The organism is Pseudomonas fluorescens (assembly GCF_902497995.1).
Taxonomy (GTDB): Bacteria; Pseudomonadota; Gammaproteobacteria; order Pseudomonadales; family Pseudomonadaceae; genus Aquipseudomonas; species Aquipseudomonas fluorescens_BK.
This window is the reverse complement of the sequence record NZ_CABVII010000028.1, coordinates 1-19,384: the sequence shown is the minus strand read 5'-3', so window position 1 is coordinate 19,384 and position 19,384 is coordinate 1. Positions and strand designations below refer to the sequence as shown.

The 19,384-nt window shown below is 61.0% G+C and carries 22 protein-coding genes and 1 pseudogene; 13 read left to right on the top strand and 10 right to left on the bottom strand.

Annotated features, from left to right (window positions below; all coding sequences use genetic code 11):
- Positions 1-15: 15 nt before the first annotated feature.
- The 11 genes from ccmA (at position 16) to phnN (ending at position 8,275) form a co-directional block, all read left to right on the top strand.
- Positions 16-651: a cytochrome c biogenesis heme-transporting ATPase CcmA gene (gene ccmA, locus F8N80_RS25975; protein ID WP_150748667.1), complete on the top strand. Its 636-nt coding sequence runs from the start codon at positions 16-18 to the stop codon at positions 649-651.
- Positions 648-1,316: a heme exporter protein CcmB gene (ccmB, locus tag F8N80_RS25970; RefSeq protein WP_150784987.1), complete on the top strand. Its 669-nt coding sequence runs from the start codon at positions 648-650 to the stop codon at positions 1,314-1,316. Before ccmA ends, ccmB begins: the two co-directional genes overlap by 4 nt.
- A 91-nt stretch (positions 1,317-1,407) precedes the next feature.
- Positions 1,408-2,163 carry a heme ABC transporter permease gene (locus tag F8N80_RS25965; protein WP_150748669.1) on the top strand — a complete coding sequence of 252 codons (756 nt, stop codon included), beginning with the start codon at positions 1,408-1,410 and terminating at the stop codon, positions 2,161-2,163.
- Positions 2,160-2,336, top strand: coding sequence for a heme exporter protein CcmD (ccmD, locus tag F8N80_RS25960; RefSeq protein ID WP_150748670.1), 177 nt, complete (start codon positions 2,160-2,162; stop codon positions 2,334-2,336). Before F8N80_RS25965 ends, ccmD begins: the two co-directional genes overlap by 4 nt.
- The gene (gene ccmE / locus F8N80_RS25955) at positions 2,333-2,788 is read left to right on the top strand and encodes a cytochrome c maturation protein CcmE (RefSeq protein ID WP_064679076.1); all 456 of its coding nucleotides are present in this window, start codon (positions 2,333-2,335) and stop codon (positions 2,786-2,788) included. Before ccmD ends, ccmE begins: the two co-directional genes overlap by 4 nt.
- A 3-nt stretch (positions 2,789-2,791) precedes the next feature.
- Positions 2,792-4,795 (top strand): heme lyase CcmF/NrfE family subunit, encoded by a 2,004-nt coding sequence (locus F8N80_RS25950; protein WP_150784986.1) that lies wholly within the window; start codon positions 2,792-2,794, stop codon positions 4,793-4,795.
- The gene (locus F8N80_RS25945) at positions 4,792-5,328 is read left to right on the top strand and encodes a DsbE family thiol:disulfide interchange protein (protein WP_150784985.1); all 537 of its coding nucleotides are present in this window, start codon (positions 4,792-4,794) and stop codon (positions 5,326-5,328) included. The genes F8N80_RS25950 and F8N80_RS25945 overlap by 4 nt, the downstream gene beginning before the upstream one ends.
- Positions 5,325-5,798: a cytochrome c-type biogenesis protein gene (locus F8N80_RS25940; protein ID WP_150748673.1), complete on the top strand. Its 474-nt coding sequence runs from the start codon at positions 5,325-5,327 to the stop codon at positions 5,796-5,798. Before F8N80_RS25945 ends, F8N80_RS25940 begins: the two co-directional genes overlap by 4 nt.
- Complete coding sequence (gene ccmI, locus F8N80_RS25935; RefSeq protein ID WP_150784984.1) at positions 5,791-6,993, top strand: c-type cytochrome biogenesis protein CcmI; 1,203 nt, start codon at positions 5,791-5,793, stop codon at positions 6,991-6,993. Before F8N80_RS25940 ends, ccmI begins: the two co-directional genes overlap by 8 nt.
- Before the next feature lie 30 nt (positions 6,994-7,023).
- The gene (locus tag F8N80_RS25930; protein WP_150784983.1) at positions 7,024-7,434 is read left to right on the top strand and encodes a hypothetical protein; all 411 of its coding nucleotides are present in this window, start codon (positions 7,024-7,026) and stop codon (positions 7,432-7,434) included.
- Positions 7,435-7,705: 271 nt separating this feature from the next.
- Positions 7,706-8,275 carry a phosphonate metabolism protein/1,5-bisphosphokinase (PRPP-forming) PhnN gene (gene phnN / locus F8N80_RS25925; protein ID WP_150784982.1) on the top strand — a complete coding sequence of 190 codons (570 nt, stop codon included), beginning with the start codon at positions 7,706-7,708 and terminating at the stop codon, positions 8,273-8,275.
- A gap of 37 nt (positions 8,276-8,312) precedes the next feature.
- On the opposite strand, the gene F8N80_RS25920 is transcribed toward phnN, so the two are convergent.
- Positions 8,313-8,888 (bottom strand): PIN domain-containing protein, encoded by a 576-nt coding sequence (locus F8N80_RS25920; RefSeq protein WP_150784981.1) that lies wholly within the window; start codon positions 8,886-8,888, stop codon positions 8,313-8,315.
- Positions 8,885-9,352, bottom strand: coding sequence for a helix-turn-helix domain-containing protein (locus F8N80_RS25915; protein WP_150748678.1), 468 nt, complete (start codon positions 9,350-9,352; stop codon positions 8,885-8,887). The genes F8N80_RS25920 and F8N80_RS25915 overlap by 4 nt, the downstream gene beginning before the upstream one ends.
- A gap of 318 nt (positions 9,353-9,670) precedes the next feature.
- Between F8N80_RS25915 and F8N80_RS25910 the strand changes: the two genes are divergently transcribed.
- Together F8N80_RS25910 and F8N80_RS25905 are read left to right on the top strand one after the other, a co-directional pair.
- On the top strand, positions 9,671-9,883 hold the full coding sequence (locus F8N80_RS25910) for a type II toxin-antitoxin system HicA family toxin (protein ID WP_150784980.1): 213 nt from the start codon (positions 9,671-9,673) through the stop codon (positions 9,881-9,883).
- Positions 9,883-10,287, top strand: coding sequence for a type II toxin-antitoxin system HicB family antitoxin (locus tag F8N80_RS25905; protein WP_150748679.1), 405 nt, complete (start codon positions 9,883-9,885; stop codon positions 10,285-10,287). Before F8N80_RS25910 ends, F8N80_RS25905 begins: the two co-directional genes overlap by 1 nt.
- Positions 10,288-10,354: 67 nt before the next feature.
- Here F8N80_RS25905 and F8N80_RS25900 read toward each other — a convergent pair whose 3' ends face one another.
- The 8 genes and pseudogenes from F8N80_RS25900 to F8N80_RS25865 form a co-directional block, all read right to left on the bottom strand.
- Complete coding sequence (locus F8N80_RS25900) at positions 10,355-11,560, bottom strand: MFS transporter (protein WP_150784979.1); 1,206 nt, start codon at positions 11,558-11,560, stop codon at positions 10,355-10,357.
- 467 nt (positions 11,561-12,027) lie between these two features.
- Positions 12,028-13,026 carry a sulfate ABC transporter substrate-binding protein gene (locus F8N80_RS25895; protein WP_064680773.1) on the bottom strand — a complete coding sequence of 333 codons (999 nt, stop codon included), beginning with the start codon at positions 13,024-13,026 and terminating at the stop codon, positions 12,028-12,030.
- Positions 13,027-13,250: 224 nt separating this feature from the next.
- On the bottom strand, positions 13,251-14,075 hold the full coding sequence (locus F8N80_RS25890) for an ion transporter (protein ID WP_150748682.1): 825 nt from the start codon (positions 14,073-14,075) through the stop codon (positions 13,251-13,253).
- A 21-nt stretch (positions 14,076-14,096) separates the two neighbouring features.
- A pseudogene (locus F8N80_RS25885) lies at positions 14,097-15,012 on the bottom strand (urea transporter).
- 164 nt (positions 15,013-15,176) lie between these two features.
- Positions 15,177-16,592 carry a pyruvate kinase gene (gene pyk, locus F8N80_RS25880; protein WP_150784978.1) on the bottom strand — a complete coding sequence of 472 codons (1,416 nt, stop codon included), beginning with the start codon at positions 16,590-16,592 and terminating at the stop codon, positions 15,177-15,179.
- Positions 16,582-17,862 (bottom strand): glycerate kinase type-2 family protein, encoded by a 1,281-nt coding sequence (locus F8N80_RS25875; RefSeq protein WP_150748685.1) that lies wholly within the window; start codon positions 17,860-17,862, stop codon positions 16,582-16,584. Before F8N80_RS25875 ends, pyk begins: the two co-directional genes overlap by 11 nt.
- Positions 17,863-17,926: 64 nt before the next feature.
- A complete protein-coding gene (locus F8N80_RS25870; protein ID WP_150784977.1) occupies positions 17,927-18,817 on the bottom strand; it encodes a 2-hydroxy-3-oxopropionate reductase in 891 nt (296 codons plus the stop codon).
- A gap of 148 nt (positions 18,818-18,965) precedes the next feature.
- Positions 18,966-19,384: TIM barrel protein (locus F8N80_RS25865; protein ID WP_150784976.1), on the bottom strand; the 419-nt coding region annotated here is incomplete at its 5' end.

The window sequence follows — 19,384 nt, the reverse complement described above, 5'->3', positions numbered from 1 at the left end:
AAGGCCCGTGATCTCTTGACCAGTCCTGTCCTGCAAACCGTTGCCCTTGCCTGTGAGCGAGACCTTCGGCTGCTTTTCGAAAATCTCGAATTGAGACTGGCCAGTGGCGAAATGGTACAAATCAGTGGCCCCAATGGCAGCGGCAAGACCAGTCTTCTGCGTCTGCTCTGCGGCCTGATGCAGCCGACCGCCGGTCAAGTACTGCTCAATGGCCAGCCGCTCAACGAGCAGCGCAGTGAACTGGCGCACAACCTGCTGTGGATCGGCCATGCCGCCGGGATCAAGGACTTGCTGACCCCGGAAGAGAACCTGAGCTGGCTCTGCGCCTTGCATCAGCCGGCGTCCCATGAGGCGATCTGGCAAGCCTTGGCCGCTGTCGGCCTGCGCGGTTTCGAGGATGTTCCCTGCCATACCCTGTCCGCCGGCCAACAGCGTCGCGTGGCATTGGCGCGGTTGTACCTGGACAGCCCGCCACTGTGGATCCTCGACGAGCCGTTTACCGCGCTCGATAAACAAGGTGTGGCGCAACTCGAAGAGCACCTGGCCGCACACTGCGAGCGGGGCGGAATGGTGGTGCTGACCACGCACCACACCCTGAGCCGGATGCCGGCCGGTTATCGCGACATCGATCTGGGGAACTGGGCCGTATGAGTGTTTTCGGCCTGTTGGTCGCCCATGAGGCCCGCTTGCTGTTCCGCCGTCCTGCGGAATTGGCCAATCCGTTGGTATTCTTCGCGATCGTGGTGTCGCTGTTCCCGTTGGCGGTCGGTCCCGAGTCTCAATTGTTGCAAACCTTGTCTCCGGGACTGGTCTGGGTAGCGGCCCTTTTATCGGTTTTGCTCTCGCTGGACGGGCTTTTCCGCAGTGATTTCGAAGACGGTTCCCTGGAACAGTGGGTCCTTTCGTCGCACCCCCTGCCTCTTCTGGTATTGGCCAAGGTACTGGCACACTGGGCCTTCTCGGGCCTGGCACTGGTTTTGCTCGCACCACTGCTGGCATTGATGCTCGGTTTGCCTGCCGCCTGTCTGCCGGTGTTGCTGATTTCGTTATTGCTGGGTACACCGGTGCTGAGCCTGCTCGGTGCGGTGGGCGCGGCCCTGACGGTGGGATTGAAGCGCGGCGGCCTGCTGCTGGCGTTGCTGATCCTGCCGTTGTACATCCCGGTGTTGATCCTGGGCAGTGGCGCCTTGCAGGCGGCCTTGCAAGGCATGCCGGCGACCGGTTATCTCCTGTGGCTTGGCAGCCTGACCGCCCTGGCGATAACCCTGACACCTTTTGCAATAGCTGCTGGCCTGAAGATCAGCGTCGGCGAATAATAATGAGGCCTGGTCAAATTTTGACCACTTCTTTTGAAGAAGGCAGACTCCTGGCTCTTGATAGCCGAGAGCAACCGTGATGGAAACAGCAATGAACTGGACCTGGTTTCATAAGCTCGGCTCGCCCAAATGGTTTTACGGCACCAGCGGCAAACTGCTGCCGTGGCTGAGTGTCGCGGCGTTGCTGTTGATCGGCGTTGGCGTGGTGTGGGGCCTGGTCTTCGCGCCGCCGGACTACCAGCAAGGCAACAGCTTTCGCATCATCTATATCCACGTTCCGGCCGCCATGCTCGCGCAGTCCATCTACGTGATGCTGGCCGTGTGCGGCATCGTCGGGCTGGTGTGGAAGATGAAACTGGCCGACGTCGCCCTGCAATGCGCGGCGCCCATCGGTGCCTGGATGACCGCCGTGGCGCTGGTCACCGGCGCGATCTGGGGCAAACCGACCTGGGGCTCGTGGTGGGTCTGGGATGCGCGACTAACGTCCATGCTGATCCTGCTGTTTCTGTACTTCGGTCTCATTGCGCTGGGCAACGCGATCAGCAATCGTGACAGCGCGGCCAAGGCCTGCGCGGTACTGGCGATCGTCGGCGTGATCAATATCCCGATCATCAAATACTCGGTGGAGTGGTGGAACACCCTGCACCAGGGCGCGACCTTCACCCTCACCGAAAAACCGGCGATGCCGGTCGAGATGTGGCTGCCATTGCTGCTGACGGTGTTGGGTTTCTACTGTTTCTTCGGCGCCGTGCTGTTGTTGCGCATGCGCCTTGAAGTGCTCAAGCGCGAAGCCCGCGCCAGCTGGGTCAAGGCCGAAGTGCAGAACAGCCTGGAGGCCGTGCGATGAGTTTTGCTTCATTCGGCGACTTTATCGCCATGGGCCATCACGGCCTGTATGTCTGGTCGGCCTATGGCATTTGCCTGGCGGTACTGGTCCTCAACGTGGCGGCGCCGGTCCTGGCCCGCAAGCGGTATCTGCAACAAGAGGCGCGTCGTCTGCGCCGGGAGAACGGCAAGTGAACCCCCTGCGTAAAAAGCGTCTTATCATCATTCTCGCGATCCTGGTGGGCGTCGGCGCTGCCGTCGGCCTGGCCCTGAGCGCCCTGCAACAGAACATCAACCTGTTCTACACCCCGACCCAGATCGCCAACGGCGAAGCCCCGCAAGACACCCGCATCCGCGCGGGCGGCATGGTCGAGAAAGGTTCGCTGCAACGTTCCGGCGATTCCCTGGACGTGAAATTCGTGGTTACCGACTTCAAGGAATCCGTGACCATCAGCTACCGCGGCATCCTTCCGGATCTGTTTCGTGAAGGGCAGGGCATCGTCGCGCTGGGCAAGCTCAACGCCGATGGCGTGGTGGTGGCTGATGAAGTGCTGGCCAAGCACGATGAAAAATACATGCCGCCTGAAGTGACCAAGGCTTTGAAAGACAGCGGTCAATCTGCTCCAACGCCCGCGAAGGAGGGTTGATCGATGACTTCCGCACTGTTTGGCTCAGGGCTGTTCATCCCCGAACTGGGCCACCTGGCAATGATCCTGGCACTGTGTTTCGCGCTGGTTCAGGCCGTGGTGCCATTGCTCGGTGCCTGGCGTGGCGACCGCTTGTGGATGAGCCTGGCCCAGCCGGCCGCCTGGGGGCAATTCGCGTTCCTGCTGTTTGCCTTCGGTTGCCTGACGTACGCGTTCATGGCCGACGATTTCTCCGTGGCCTATGTCGCCGGCAACTCCAACAGCGCCTTGCCGTGGTACTACAAATTCAGCGCGGTATGGGGCGCCCACGAAGGCTCGTTGCTGCTGTGGGCGTTGATACTCGGTGGCTGGACCTTTGCTGTGTCGGTGTTCTCCCGGCAGTTGCCGCAAGTGATGCTCGCCCGTGTGTTGTCGATCATGGGCATGATCAGCATCGGTTTCCTGCTGTTCCTGATCCTGACGTCCAATCCGTTCGAGCGGATCCTGCCGCAGGTTCCAACGGACGGTCGTGACCTCAATCCCTTGCTGCAGGACATCGGCCTGATCGTTCACCCGCCGATGCTGTACATGGGCTATGTCGGTTTCTCCGTGGCCTTCGCCTTTGCCATCGCCGCGTTGCTCGGTGGTCGTCTCGATGCGGCATGGGCGCGCTGGTCCCGTCCGTGGACCATCGTTGCCTGGGCCTTCCTCGGTATCGGCATCACGTTGGGCTCCTGGTGGGCCTATTACGAGCTCGGCTGGGGCGGCTGGTGGTTCTGGGACCCGGTGGAAAACGCCTCCTTCATGCCATGGCTGGTCGGCACGGCGCTGATTCACTCGTTGGCGGTCACGGAAAAGCGTGGTGTGTTCAAGAGCTGGACCGTGTTGCTGGCCATCGCCGCGTTCTCGTTGAGCCTGCTCGGCACCTTCCTCGTGCGTTCCGGCGTGCTGACCTCGGTGCACGCCTTTGCGTCCGACCCCGAGCGTGGCGTGTTCATCCTGATCTTCCTGCTGTTCGTGGTCGGCGGTTCGCTGACGCTGTTCGCCCTGCGCGCACCGGTGGTCAAGAGCCACGTCGGCTTCAACCTCTGGTCCCGGGAAACCCTGCTGCTGGGCAATAACCTGGTGCTGGTGGTGGCGGCTTCGATGATTCTGCTCGGCACCTTGTACCCGCTGATCCTCGATGCGATGACCGGCGCCAAGCTGTCCGTCGGCCCGCCGTACTTCAATGCGCTATTCATTCCGTTGATGGCGTTGCTGATGGTGGTGATGGCGGTCGGCATGCTGGTGCGCTGGAAAGACACCCCGGTCAAATGGCTGATGAGCATGTTGACCCCGGTGTTGCTGGGCAGCGCCGCGTTGGCGGTGGTGGCCGGCGTCGCCTACGGTGATTTCAACTGGGCGGTGATCGCCACCTTCATGCTCGCGGCCTGGGTGTTGCTGGCCGGCGTTCGCGACATCGTCGACAAGACTCGCCACAAGGGCCTGATCAAAGGCCTGCCGACCCTGACCCGCAGCTATTGGGGCATGCAGGTCGCGCACCTGGGCATTGCCGTGTGCGCCCTCGGTGTCGTGCTCTCGAGCCAGAACAGTGCCGAGCGCGACCTGCGCCTGGCGCCGGGCGAATCCATGGCCCTGGGCGGTTACCAGTTCGTGTTCGAAGGCGCCAAGCACTTCGAAGGCCCGAACTTCACCTCCGACAAGGGCACCATTCGGGTGATCAAGGGCGGCAAGGAAATCAGCGTGCTGCACCCGGAAAAACGTCTGTATACCGTGCAGAACTCGGTCATGACCGAAGCCGGAATCGATGCCGGCTTTACCCGCGACCTCTACGTTGCCCTCGGCGAACCGCTGGGCGATGGCGCCTGGGCTGTGCGGGTCCACGTCAAGCCGTTCGTGCGCTGGATCTGGTTCGGCGGCCTGCTCACCGGTCTCGGTGGGTTGCTGGCGGCGCTGGATCGGCGTTATCGGGTCAAGGTGACAAGCCGCGTGCGTGAAACACTGGGCATGACGGGGGCGACGGCATGAGACGTTGGCTGATGCTATTGCCCCTGGCGATTTTCCTGGTGGTCGCCGTGTTCCTGTACCGCGGTCTGTACCTGAACCCGGCCGAGCTGCCCTCGGCGATGATCAACAAGCCGTTCCCGGAGTTCTCCCTGCCGACGGTGCAGGGCGACAAGACCCTGACCAGGGCCGACCTCCTCGGCAAACCGGCGCTGGTCAACGTCTGGGGCACCTGGTGCATTTCCTGCCGGGTCGAGCACCCGGTGCTGAACAAGCTGGCCGAAAAGGGCGTGGTGATCTACGGCATCAACTACAAGGACGTCAACGCCGACGCCTTGAAGTGGCTGGATGAATTCCACAACCCGTACCAGCTGGACATCCGCGACGATGCGGGCACATTGGGCCTGAACCTCGGCGTGTATGGTGCCCCGGAAACGTTCTTCATCGACGCCAAGGGCATTATCCGCGACAAGTTCGTCGGGGTGATCGACGAACAGGTCTGGCGTGAAAAACTGGCGGCCAAGTATCAGGCGCTGGTGGATGAGGCCAAGCCATGAAGCGCTGGATAGCCGCTATTGCGTTGGGCTTGAGCATGGCCGGCGTGGCACACGCGGCCATCGACACCTATGAGTTCGCCAAAGAGGGCGATCGCGAGCGTTTTCGCCAGTTGACCAAGGAGCTGCGGTGCCCCAAGTGCCAGAATCAGGACATCGCCGATTCCAACGCACCGATTGCCGCCGACCTGCGTAAAGAGATTTTCCGCATGCTCGGCGAGGGCAAGGACAATCAGCAGATCATCGACTTCATGGTCGACCGCTACGGTGATTTCGTCCGTTACAAACCCGCACTGAACGCCAAGACTGCTGTGCTCTGGTTCGGCCCCGCCGGCCTGTTGCTGGGCGGTTTTGTGATCATCGCCGTGATCGTCCGCCGTCGTCGAGTGCAACGCGCTGACACCAGGGATGAGCTTTCCGCCGAGGAGCGTGAGCGCCTCGACCATCTGTTGGATAAAACCAAGAATGATTGATTTCTGGCTCGCTGCAGGCCTGCTGCTACTGGTTGCCCTGAGTTTTCTGCTGATCCCTGTTCTGCGTGGCCGTCGCGCCCAGCTTGAAGAGGATCGTACCGCCCTCAACGTCGCGCTGTATCAGGAACGCGTGGCTGAACTGCAGACCCAGCAGGAGGAGGGCGTTCTCGACACCGTGCAGATGGATACCGGCCGCGCCGAAGCGGCGCGTGAGTTGCTGGCGGACACCGAAGGCGTCGAGGCACCGCGCGTGTCCCGCCTGGGCAAGCCGTTACCCTTGCTGGCGGCGATTCTGGTGCCGGTGCTGGGCCTTGGCCTGTACCTGCATTTCGGGGCCAGCGACAAGGTCGAACTGACCCGGGAATTCGCCCAGGCGCCACAGTCGATGCAAGAGATGACCCGTCGCCTGGAGCGCGCGGTCGAGGCGCAGCCGGATTCGGCTGAAGGCCTGTACTTCCTCGGTCGCACCTACATGGCTCAGGATCGTCCTGGGGATGCGGCGAAGATCTTCGAGCGCACGGTCAAGCTGGCCGGTCGCCAGCCGGAGTTGCTCGGCCAGTGGGCCCAGGCCCAGTACTTCGCCGATGGCAAGAAGTGGTCGGACAAGGTTCAGGCCTTGACCGACGAAGCGCTCAAAGCCGATCCGAAGGAAGTCACCAGCCTCGGCCTGCTCGGGATCGCTGCTTTCGAAAGCGAGCGTTATCAGGACGCCATCGACTACTGGAATCGCCTGCTGGCGCAATTGCCGGCGGATGACAATTCCCGTGCCGCGCTGCAAGGCGGGATTGCCCGGGCCAGCGAAAAACTCGTCGCCAGCGGCGGCAAGGTGGCCCAGGCGCCAGCGGCCAAGGTGGCGGCGGTGCTCAAGGTCCGTGTGGATCTTTCACCAGCGCTCAAAGCCAAGGTCCAGCCGGGCGACAGCGTGTTCATCTTTGCCCGCGCCACGTCCGGCCCTCCCGCGCCACTGGCGGCCAAACGCCTGACCGTGGCCGACTTGCCGGCGACCGTCGAGCTGGGTGATGCCGATGCCATGATGCCGCAGTTGAAACTGTCGAACTTCCCTGAAGTCCAACTGGTTGCACGCATCTCCCGCGCCGGCCAACCCACGGCGGGCGAATGGATCGGTCGCAGCCAGCCCTTGGCCAGCAGCACCACCGCGCAGCAACAACTGACCATCGACAGTCCGGATAAATAACCGCCCGGCAAAAAAACAGGAAGCACCACCATGACCGCCCTCGCTCGTATCACCCTGCTCAGTATGGTCCTGGGGTTAAGCGCTTGCGCGGTCCAGCGGCCCGAGCCGACGCCGAGGCCGCTGCCACCGATCCCGCCCTCGCAGCCCCGCCCGACGCCGTCTACCACACCGACGCCGAGCAAGCCGAGCATTCCGGCCAAGCCTGCCAAACCACTGCCCCGCACCTCCGCCAGCTTCGCCCCGCCGCCGGGTGGCAACAGCCATTGGGATCCCAAGCTTGGCGTATACGTTCTGGAAGACCAGACCAATACCTTCTACCGCCAGCGCACCTACTACCGCTGGAACAACGGCTGGAGCCGGTCGATCAGCCCGAACGGGCCGTGGGAAGATACCGATATCCAGGGCGTGCCGGGTGGGTTGGGGCGGCAGTTCGGGAAGTAACAATCAGCACAGAACAAGGCGACCTTCGGGCCAATGCCAGTCAGTTAAGCGAAATCCCTGTGGGAGCGGGCTTGCTCGCGAAGACGGCGGCACAGTCAACATTGATGTCGCCTGATCCACCGCTTTCGCGAGCAAGCCCGCTCCCATAGGTTCTGCAGCTTAACTGACTGACATTAGACCTTCGGGCCGCCTTTTTGATCATATAGACACGGAGCCAGGACGCTCTGCCGGTAGTCCAACAAGTCTGGGGACAGGCGCAGAGGGTGTGTTGATGGCGGGCAGGTTGATCTATCTCATCGGACCTTCGGGTTCGGGCAAGGACAGCCTGTTGGAGGCGGCACGGACGCCCTTGGCCGATCGTGGCTGTCGCAGTGTGCGGCGGGTCATCACCCGTTCGGCGGAAGCGGTGGGGGAGGCGGCGCACGGTGTCAGTGCGCACAAGTTCGCCGAGATGGAGGCGCAGGGCGCGTTTGCCCTGAGCTGGCACGCCAATGGCCTGGCCTACGGCATCCCGCGGGAAATCGACGACTGGCTGGCGGCCGGGCAGGACGTGCTGGTCAATGGCTCACGCGGTCATCTGAGGGCTACGCGCCTGCGTTACCCAAACCTGCTCGTGCTCTTGCTGACCGTGGATCAAGCGGTTTTACGCCAGCGCCTGCTGGCACGGGGGCGGGAGTCGGTCTTCGAGATCGAGGCGCGGCTGGCGCGCAATGCCCGTTTCAGCGAGCGCGTGCTCGCCGGGCACGATCCGGCATTGTGCGTGATCGACAACTCCGGGTCGCTCGAGCACACGGTCGAATGTTTGCTGGCCTGCGTCGATGGACAATCCGAATGCGCCTGATATTGCTGGGCACAACATAGGGTCATGGGAGCATCATTCAGAGTATGGCTGAGTAGAGAGTCAATGCTTTGCTCGACTGAACCAGGCCCTGACGCAAAAGAAGATCAAGATAGGTGTTGACGTCTATCGGTGGCATCTTCAACTGTTTTCGTTGACGTTGGGCCGCCGCTATCACTGCTGCCGGGTCCAGGTCAAAGAGGTTGTCGACGAACTGGTCAGGATGCTGAGCCTCGATACCGAAAGGACCTAGTACCTCACGAGGGAAGTCTTTCTGATTGAAAGTGACGATGACGCTGGCATTGCAACGAATGGCGGCTGCCAGCACATGTCGATCATCAATGTCGGGCAGCGTTAATCCTTCAATCAGGTCTTCGTAACCCGTTACACAAGCGTCGGGTAACGCCTGATCCATCAGCTCGGACGTGCGATCGAGTTGCTCTGCGGTCAGATCCGGACGGTTTTTCAGCAGGTTGCGCTTCCATTCGTTGTGTATCTCCAGAGGCCATTTCGCTCTGAAACATCCGGAGAGCGCAAGCCACATCAGAAAATCTCTCAGGGGCGCGGGGTAGAGCACACAGGCGTCATAAACAGCGGTAAAAGAGGAATGCCTCACTCGTATCCTGTCCTTAACGCCTGTGCCTGCTCGGCAAGAAGCATCATTGCTTGCTCGCTGGCAGTGTCGCGCCGGTCTTTATAGTCCATCAAATCGACAAAGCGCACACGTCGGTGCTTGCCTGTTTTGTGGTAGGACAATTCGCCGGATTCAAGCAGCTTGATCAGGTGGGGGCGTGAGACGTTGAGCAGATCCGCCGCCTCCTGGGTAGTCAGCTCAGCATGGACCGGGACCACCTTGACGGCGTTGCCGGCTGCCAGCTCGGCCAGAATATCGACCAGCAGTCGCAGTGCCGAGGTAGGCAGCTCAACGCTATGGGCTTCATTCTGTTGGTCAAAAATCTGGATGTGCTGAGTTTCGATTTGAGTCGTGAGGAAGGCAGCCAAGGCGCGCTGGCCCTCGACAGCAGCCTGTACCTCACGCTCCATGGGTAAGGTGATCGGGGGATGAGTGGCAAGTGACATGGCGGTTTCCAATATCTGAATAACTGAAGGTGGCAGGCTATTCGAATTAATCGAAAATCGCAATAAACGAAACAGACGTAATTCAGAGCTCTTTGTGAGCAACCTCCACACATAATCCACAACGGCCGCGCCTTGGCACTGGCCATTCTTCCCGTTGAACACCCTACAGCGGCAAACAATGAACGAAATGTCTGGAGGGAATGCAACCATCTCCAATCACACGCCGTAAAACAACCGAACGTCGTCCTCCGGGTTTTTGTGCTTGAGTAAAGATAACTCTAGGGTTATTTTTATTTGGGCCGAGCAAGGAGGCTGGTGGTGCAGAGCAGGCTATTGATCAAGGAGCTGGAAGAGGCGGGCTGGACGCTGGATCGGGTCGCTGGCAGTCATCACATCTTCACTCATCCTTACAACCCCTACACGATTCCCGTCCCTCATCCGAAAAAGGATTTACCGATCGGGACGATCAAAAGCATCAGGAGGCGAGCCGGGCTGATTTACCCGCAATCCGGTTGCACAGGAGATCCATAATGCAATATCCAATCTGTATCGAATGGGGCGACGAGAACACCGCCATCGGTATTCAGATCCCCGATATTCCGGGCGCGGTAACCGCCGGGGATACTTTTGAAGATGCCTATAACGCGGCAATTGAAATTGCCCACATCATGCTGCAAGAGATGGCGGCCGACGGGGAATCGATTCCGATGCCGAGTTCGGCGGCTGCGCATCGCAACAATCCCGAGTTTGTCGACATGGGCTGGGGCATGCTGGAGCTGGATATCGCGCCGTATATGGGCAAGACCGAGAAGGTCAATGTGACGTTGCCTGGCTATGTGATCCAGCGTATTGACCGCTACGTGCGCGAGCACAACGTCAAAAGCCGCTCTTCCTTCCTGGCCGATGCGGCGATGGAGAAGCTGGTTCGGCATTAAGTGGTGTAGGCCATATCACCATTGTCGGATCGCCCGGGCGGTGATCCGACAATGCTTTTTGATGGTTTTACGCGGTAGCGAGCGAACGCTTCTCTGAAACACTCAAAAACCGCAATAACGCCAACAACGGAAACGCACTGCCGAGGATCACGATCCACAACCATCCACCTTGTTCGTACACCGCACTGGCCACCGACGAACCAAACGCGCCACCGATGAAGATGCTGGTCATGTACAGCGCATTCAACCGACTGCGGCTTTTGGCATCGAGGGCATAAACCGCGCGTTGGCCGAGGACCATGTTCATCTGCACGCAAAAGTCGAGTATCACACCGGTGACCGCGAGGCCGATGACGCTGTAGGCCGGGTGGATGAAAGCCGGCAGGAAGCTCAGGCTGGCGAACAGCAGGGCCAGCAGTGACGCGATGCGGGTGTGGCCGGCATCCGCGAGGCGACCGGCGATGGGCGCGGCAATGGCGCCGATGGCCCCGACCAGGGCGAAAACCGCGATCTGGGTTTGCGACAGGCCATGATTGCGCGCCAACTCCAGCGGCACGGCGGTCCAGAACAGGCTGAAGGTCGCGAACATGCAGCCCTGGTAAAACGCGCGCTGACGCAGTACCGGTTCTTTACGCAACAGGGTCCAGAGAGAACCCAACAACTGGCCGTAAGTAGCACTGTGATCAGGCTGGCGCTTGGGAATGGTCACCGCCAAAACGACGCTGATCGCCGCCATCAACACCGCCGCAATCACGAACATCGCCCGCCAGCCGAAATGGTCAGCCACCACGCTGGACACCGGTCGCGCGAGCAGGATCCCCAGCAGCAACCCGCCCATGATCCCACCGACCACCCGACCACGAGACTCTTCCGGCGCCAGGTGCGCAGCCAGGGGAATCAGGATCTGCACCGACACCGAACTGAAACCCACCAGCAGCGAAATCAGCAAAAACACATTGGGCTGATCGGTGAACGCCGCGCCCAGGAGGCTGGCAATCGCCACCACACTGGTGATGATCATCAGTCGGCGGTTCTCGAGCAGATCACCCAGCGGCACCAGGAATAACATGCCCAACGCGTAACCGATCTGGGTCAGCGAAACGATGAAACTGGCCATGGAGCTGGTCAAGCCAACGTCCGGAGCGATCAGCTCGATGATCGGCTGGGCGTAATAGAGGTTGGCAACGATGGCGCCACAGCAGAAGGCGAACAGCAGCACCATGCCTCGGGTCATCGTCGCGGTGCCGTGGGGCACTTGGGTGGCTGGGCTCATGACGGGGCTCGCTAAACCAAAGGGAAGGCGCGCAGGCTAACCGGCAGCCCAAAACGGCGGAAGAGGGATTGGCGTGATAGTCATCATTCCTGTGCGCAATGAAATGACCCCGCCGCCAATGTAATGGCGATTGCGCAAACCCTGTGGGAGCGAGCCGGCTCCGGGCGGCGTTCCGACGAATGCGGCAGCACATTCAATAGTAATGTTGACTGACAGTCCGCTTTCGTCGGAACGCCGCCCGGAGCCGGCTCGCTCCCACAAAAAAAGGCGACCTCTGCAGGTTAATGCCAGTCAGTTAAGCGAATGAGCCGCTTTTCTGTAGGAGCCAGCGGTGCGGCGATCCGACTTGCCGGCGAAGGCGCTCTTAAGGACGCCTTCGCCGGCAAGCCTGGCTCCTACAGGTCCGATTTACCCTTAACTGACAGGCATTAACCTCTGCAGGTCGCCTTTTTCGTTGGGCTTAGCGATTACTGACCGCTGTAAATCTGATCAAAAACCCCGCCATCATTGAAGTGGGTCTTCTGTACGGTGCGCCAGTCACCGAAGGTCTTCTCCACCGACAGGAAGTCCACTTTCGGGAAGCGGTCGGTGTACTTGGCCAGCACCGCCGGATCACGTGGACGCAGGTAGTTCGCCGCGGCAATCTCCTGACCTTCCGGCGACCACAGGTACTTCAGATATTCCTCGGCGGCAGCGCGGGTGCCTTTTTTCTCGACCACTTTGTCGACCACCGACACCGGCGGCTCGGCTTCGGCGGAGACGCTTGGGTAGATGACTTCGAACTGATCGCGGCCAAACTCGCGAGCGATCATTTCCGCTTCGTTTTCAAAGGTCACCAGCACGTCGCCAAGCTGGTTGGTCATGAAGGTGGTGGTGGCTGCACGGCCACCGGTGTCCAGCACCGGCGCTTGTTTGAACAGCTTGCCGACGAAATCCTTGGCCTTGGTTTCGTCACCGCCATTCTTCAGCACATAACCCCAGGCCGAGAGGTAGGTGTAGCGGCCGTTGCCCGAGGTTTTCGGGTTCGGCACAATCACTTGCACGCCATCCTTGAGCAGATCCGGCCAGTCTTTCAGGGCTTTCGGGTTGCCTTTACGCACGATGAACACGGTGGCCGAGGTGAAGGGCGCGCTGTTGTTCGGCAGGCGAGTGACCCAGTTGTCCGGGATCAGTTTGCCGTTGTCCGCCAGGGCATTGATGTCGGTGGCCATGTTCATGGTAATGACGTCGGCTGGCAGGCCGTCGATCACGGAACGCGCCTGTTTGCTGGAGCCGCCGAAGGACATCTGCAGGGTGATGTTTTCGTTGTGCTCGGCTTTCCAGTGTTTCTGGAAGGCAGTGTTGTAGTCCTTGTAGAAATCTCGCATCACGTCGTAGGAAACGTTGAGCAGGGTCGGTGCGGCTTGAGCCACGCTGGTCAATGCCAGGCCAGCGGCCAGAAGTGAGGCGCCAAAGAGTTTTTTCACTGCGCATTCCTTGTTGTGTGTGTAGGAGCGAGCGATGCGGCGATCCGACTTGCCCGCGAACCAGGCACCTCGGTGTTTCTGCTGCACCGAGGCGATCCCTTCGCGGGCAAGCCTCGCTCCTACGGGGTAATTTTTTTTCAGTCATTAAAAGAAGTGTTGCCAGCGTTTTGCTAGCGACTATAGCCGGGCGTGAATAGTCCTTTAAAGATTAAAAAGCTCTTTGCTTATTCCATTTTCTTAAATAGCGCATTGCCGCAGCGCGAGCAGAATGCCGCACCCTGTTCGTGGCTGTTTTTCTTGCACACCGGACAATCGGTCTGTTGCTGTTCACCGCGCATCGCGTTCGCCAGTTCGGCAGTGAAAATCCCGGTCGGCACCGCGATGATCGAATAGCCGGTGATCATCACCAATGACGAAATCACCTGACCCAGTGGCGTCTTGGGCACGATGTCGCCAAAGCCCACGGTAGTCAGCGTCACGATAGCCCAATAGATGCCTTTGGGAATGCTGGTGAAACCGTGTTCCGGGCCTTCGATCACGTACATCAGCGTGCCAAACACCGTGACCAGCGTGCAGACGCTGACCAGAAACACCACGATTTTTTGCTTGCTGCCGCGCAGCGCCGACATCAAGTAGTTGGCTTGCTTCAGATAAGGGCTGAGCTTGAGCACACGGAATATCCGCAGCATCCGGATGATCCGGATAATCAGCAAGTACTGCGCGTCGCTGTAATACAGCGCCAGGATGCCGGGTACGATGGCCAGCAAATCCACCAGCCCGTAGAAGCTGAACGCATAGCGCAGCGGCTTGGGCGAGCAATACAGGCGAAGACCGTATTCGATGGCGAAGATGACGGTGAAGCCCCACTCGATATACGCCAGCACATTGGCGTAGTTCTGGTGGATCGTGTCGATGCTGTCGAGCATCACGATCACCAGGCTGGCGAGGATGATCAACAGCAGGATGCCGTCAAAGCGCCGCCCGGCCTTGGTCTCGGTCTGGAAAATCATGACGTAAAGCTCTTCACGCCAGTTTTTGCTGCTGTCCATGGAAAACGCCTGAACCGGGAATCAGCGAAGCCTAGGGTGATTCCCGGTGGTTGCGCAAGGCGCACTGTCCCACGGGGGCCTGGTGCAGCACCCGAATGCCCGCCTGGATCAGCCAGCAGGCGAGGATGAAAGGCGCGGTCAAGGTGGCCAGGCCGAGTGCGGCGAAGCCTGGTGTGAGCAGTATTGCCAGGACAATGCCCAGCAGCGGCAGCCAGGGCTGGCGGCGCACCTGACTCAAGGCGAGGGCGGCGAGCGCCGGGTTGTAGCCGCTCAAACCCAGCAGCGCGTTTGAAGTTTCGTGATGTAGAAGCGCGAATCCGAGGCCGGCCATCGAGCCGAGCAGTCCCCAGAGAAAGGCCCGACGATCAGCGATCAGCAGCCCCGCAGCAATCAGTGCACCGGCCAACGGATGCCCCAGAAACACCACCTGACCGAAGCCCTTCAATGAGGCGGCGAGCAGGTTGAGGGTATTCATTTCGATCAGCGGCGCCGGATGTTGGGGCACGGCAATCGAGAGCAGCCACCAGCTCAACCCGACATAGGGGGTGGTGTAGGCGGGCAGGGAATGATGATCGCGGGTGCGTTTGAGCCATTGTTGAATCAGCATCGCACTCAGGCCACCGCCGGCGATGATCAGCGGCGGCAACATCGCGGACCAGGGGAAACAAAGGCACAGCAGCATGCCGAGCAAAATACCGTTGTAACAGAACAGCCCGGCCTGGCGATCGGCCTTGGCATAGCCGCGGCGTTGGGCGGTGAGCAAGCCGGCGACGCCACCCAGCAGCGCACCGCCGAGCAGGGATGGCGCGGTGAAAAGGATCGCCAACAGGCACAGCAGACCGCACAGCGGATGACGCTGGAGGAAAATCTGGCTGAAGCCGTTGAGCAGGGCCGTGGCCCAGTCGGGGCAGTGGGTGTTGAAGTAGTGGGCAGGCATGATGGGGTCTGTGGTGTTTCAGTTAAATCGCGTCGCCTGCTTCGCGAGCAAGCCCGCTCCCACAGTGGATCTCTGTTCAGTCATTGAATAGGTGGTGAACACAAATCAACTGTGGGAGCGGGCTTGCTCCGGGCGGCGTTCCGACGAAGGGGCCGGTGCAGGCGCTAAATCAACGTCTCGATTCGCAGCGAGTTAGTCGACCCCGGCTGCCCGAACGGCACACCCGCCGTAATCAATAACGTATCCCCGCGCTGAGCCATCCCCTGCGCCTGCGCAATCTCCAGCGCCGTCGAGCAGACCTCATCCACCTGCCGCAACCGATCATTGACCACCGAGTGCACGCCCCACGCCACCGTCAACCGGCGTGCGGTCTGCCGGTTCGGCGTCAGGTTGAGGATCGGCACCGTCGGCCGTTCCCGCGCCGCACGCAAACTCGACGTGCCCGACTCGCTGTAATTGACCAGCACCGCCACCGGCAGCACGTTGCTGATGCGGCGGATCGCGCAGCTGATGGCGTCGGATACAGTGGCTTCAGCCTTCGGCCGGCTGACGTCGAGTTGCGCCTGATAGTCCGGGCCGTTTTCCACCTGGCGGATGATCTTGCTCATCATCTGCACCGCTTCCAGCGGGTACTCGCCGGACGCGGTTTCCGCCGATAGCATTACCGCGTCCGCGCCTTCGGCCACGGCGTTGGCAACGTCGGTCACCTCGGCACGGGTTGGCGCAGGAGAGAAGCGCATCGACTCCAGCATCTGCGTCGCCACCACCACCGGTTTGCCGAGCTGGCGGCAGATGCCGATGATGTTTTTCTGAATCTGCGGCACGCTTTCGGCCGGCACTTCCACGCCCAGGTCACCGCGGGCGACCATGATCGCGTCGCTCAGTTCGGCGATTTCCCGCAGCTGAGCCACCGCCGACGGCTTCTCGATCTTGGCCATCAAAAACGCTTTATCGCCGATCAGTTCGCGGGCTTCGCGAATGTCTTCCGGACGCTGGACAAATGACAGCGCCACCCAATCCACGCCCAGCTCCAGGCCGAAGCTCAGGTCGCGACGGTCCTTGGCGGTCAGCGGGCTCAGCTCAAGCACCGCTTGCGGTACGTTCACCCCTTTGCGGTCCGACAATTCGCCGCCATTGAGCACGGTGGTGTCGATGGCATCGGCGTATTGGGTGACCACGCGCAGCCGCAGTTTGCCGTCATCGAGCAGCAGGTCCATACCCGGTTCCAGCGCGGCGATGATTTCCGGGTGCGGCAGGTTGACCCGCCGCTGATCCCCTGGCGTCGGGTCCAGGTCCAGACGAAACGCCTGGCCGCGATGCAGTTGCACCTTGCCCTCGGCGAATTGGCCGACCCGCAGTTTCGGACCTTGCAGGTCCATCAGAATGCCCAGCGGATAATTCAGCTGGCGCTCGACTTGACGAATCCACTGGTAGCGCTGGGCGTGGTCGGCATGATCGCCGTGGCTGAAATTCAGGCGGAAGATGTTGACCCCGGCCTGCACCAGCTCACGGATGTCGTCGATCCCGCCCGTGGCCGGGCCGAGGGTGGCGAGGATTTTGACCTTTTTATCAGGCGTCATGTTTTGTGCTCTCGAGAATCAGGATGGCGCGGAAGTCATTGACGTTGGTGCGGGTCGGCTCGGTGACGATCAGGGCGTCCAGCGCCTCGAAATAGCCATAGCCATTGTTGTTGTCCAGCTCGTCGCTGGCGCTCAGGCCAAGCGCGGCGGCGCGGGCGTAGCTGTCCGGGGTCATGAGCGCGCCGGCGTTGTCTTCGGAGCCGTCGATGCCATCGGTGTCACCGGCCAGGGCGTAGACGCCGGGCAGGCCTTTGAGGCTGTCGGTCAGGCTCAGCAGGAACTCGGCGTTGCGTCCGCCGCGGCCGTTACCGCGCACCGTGACCGTGGTTTCGCCGCCAGAAAGGATCACGCAGGGGGCTGCCAACGGTTGACCATGCAGCACGATCTGACGGGCGATGCCGGCGTGAACCTTGGCCACTTCCCGGGATTCGCCTTCCAGGTCACCGAGGATCAGCGGACTGAAACCGGCCTGACGGGCTTTCACCGCAGCGGCCTCCAGCGATTGCTGGGGGCGGGCGATCAATTGGAAATGACTGCGCGCAAGGCTCGGATCGCCGGGTTTGACCGTTTCCGATTCCGGGCTTTGCAGCCAGTTGCGTACGGAGGCGGGGACTTCGATCCCGTAGCGCTTGAGGATCGCCAACGCTTCGGTGGAGGTGCTCGGGTCGGCCACGGTAGGGCCGGAAGCGATGACCGTGGCAAGATCGCCCGGCACATCGGAAATCGCGTAGGTATAAACAGTGGCCGGCCAGCAGGCTTTGCCGAGGCGACCGCCCTTGATCGCCGAAAGATGTTTGCGCACGCAATTCATCTCACCAATGGTGGCGCCGGATTTGAGCAGGGCTTTGTTGATCGATTGCTTGTCAGCCAGGGTGATACCGGCAGCGGGCAGGGCCAGCAATGCCGAGCCGCCGCCGGAGAGCAGGAAGATCACCCGGTCTTCTTCAGTCAGGTTGCTGACCAGTTCCAGCACGCGTTTGGCGACCGCCAGGCCGGCAGCGTCAGGCACCGGATGCGCGGCTTCGACCACTTCGATTTTTTCGCACGGGGCGCCGTGGCCGTAACGGGTCACCACCAGCCCGCTCACTTCACCCTGCCAGCAACGCTCGACCACCCGGGCCATGGCCGCCGCGGCTTTGCCGGCACCGATGACGATCACCCGACCGCTGCGGTCAGTGGGCAAATGGGCTTCGAGGACTTGCTGTGGATGGGCGGCGTCGATGGCTGTGGCAAACAGCTCGCGCAGCAATTGTTGCGGATCGACCGACATGGCGGGCTCCCGGAATTCTTGTTATTTGAAAGGGCAACTCGGACCAGTGTGGGAGCGGGCTTGCTTACTTATCTCTAATCGAGAAATTCGCCATGTGTTCCAGGCCCTTGATCAGCGCCGAGTGGTCCCAGTTGCTGCCACCGATGGCCGCGCAGGTGCTGAACACTTGCTGGGTGTTGGCGGTGTTCGGCAGGTTGATCCCCAGTTCGCGCGCGCCGGCCAGGGCCAGGTTGAGGTCCTTCTGGTGCAGGCTGATGCGAAAGCCCGGGTCGAAGGTGCCTTTGATCATGCGCTCGCCGTGTACTTCGAGGATCTTCGACGAAGCGAAACCGCCCATCAGGGCTTCACGGACCTTGGCTGGATCGGCACCGTTCTTCGAGGCGAACAGCAGGGCTTCGGCCACGGCCTGGATGTTCAACGCCACGATGATCTGGTTCGCCACTTTCGCGGTCTGACCGTCGCCGTTGCCACCGACCAGGGTGATGTTCTTGCCCATGGCCTGGAACAGCGGCAAAACGCGTTCGAAGGCATCGGCATCGCCGCCGACCATGATGCTCAGGGTCGCGGCCTTGGCGCCGACTTCGCCGCCGGACACTGGCGCGTCGAGGTACTGCGCACCTTTTTCGTTGATTTTTGCAGCGAAGGCCTTGGTGGCGGTCGGCGAGATCGAACTCATGTCGATCACGACCTTGCCTTTGCCGACGCCGGCTGCAATGCCGTCGGCGCGGAACAGCACGTCGTCGACCTGCGGAGTGTCTGGCACCATGACAATGATGAATTCGGCTTCCTGGGCGACTTCTTTCGGGTTGGCCAGGGCGACGGCGCCAGCGGCGATCAGGTCGGCCGGGGCGGCGTCGTGGTGCGCCGACAGGAACAGGCTGTGACCGGCTTTCTGCAGGTTCAACGCCATTGGGTGGCCCATGATGCCGGTGCCGATAAATCCGATTTTAGCCATGAGAAAATCCTCTTGTTTTTATTGCTCTGTTCGCAAAATTCTTGGGGTTTAGCGAGGACGCCTTCGCGGGCAAGCCTCGCTCCTACAAACAACCCGGGCTCCTGTAGGAGCGTGGCTTGCCCGCGAAGAACGATGACGCGGTCTCGGATCAGATTGCGTTATGGGTTTTCAGCCAGCCCAGGCCCGCTTCAGTGGTGGTCAGCGGTTTGTACTCGCAGCCGATCCAGCCCTGATAACCGATGCGATCCAGGTGTTCGAACAGGAAACGGTAGTTGATTTCACCGGTGCCCGGTTCGTTGCGCCCAGGGTTGTCGGCCAACTGGATGTGGTTGATCTCGCCCAGGTGCGCGGCCATGGTGCGGGCCAGATCGCCCTCCATGATTTGCATGTGGTAGATGTCGTATTGCAGGAACAGATTGGCGCTGCCCACCTGTTCGCGAATCGACAGGGCTTGCGCCGTGTTGTTCAGGTAGAAACCGGGGATGTCGCGGGTGTTGATCGCTTCCATCACCAGTTTGATGCCCGCCGCTTGCAGCTTGTCGGCCGCGTACTTGAGGTTGGCGACGA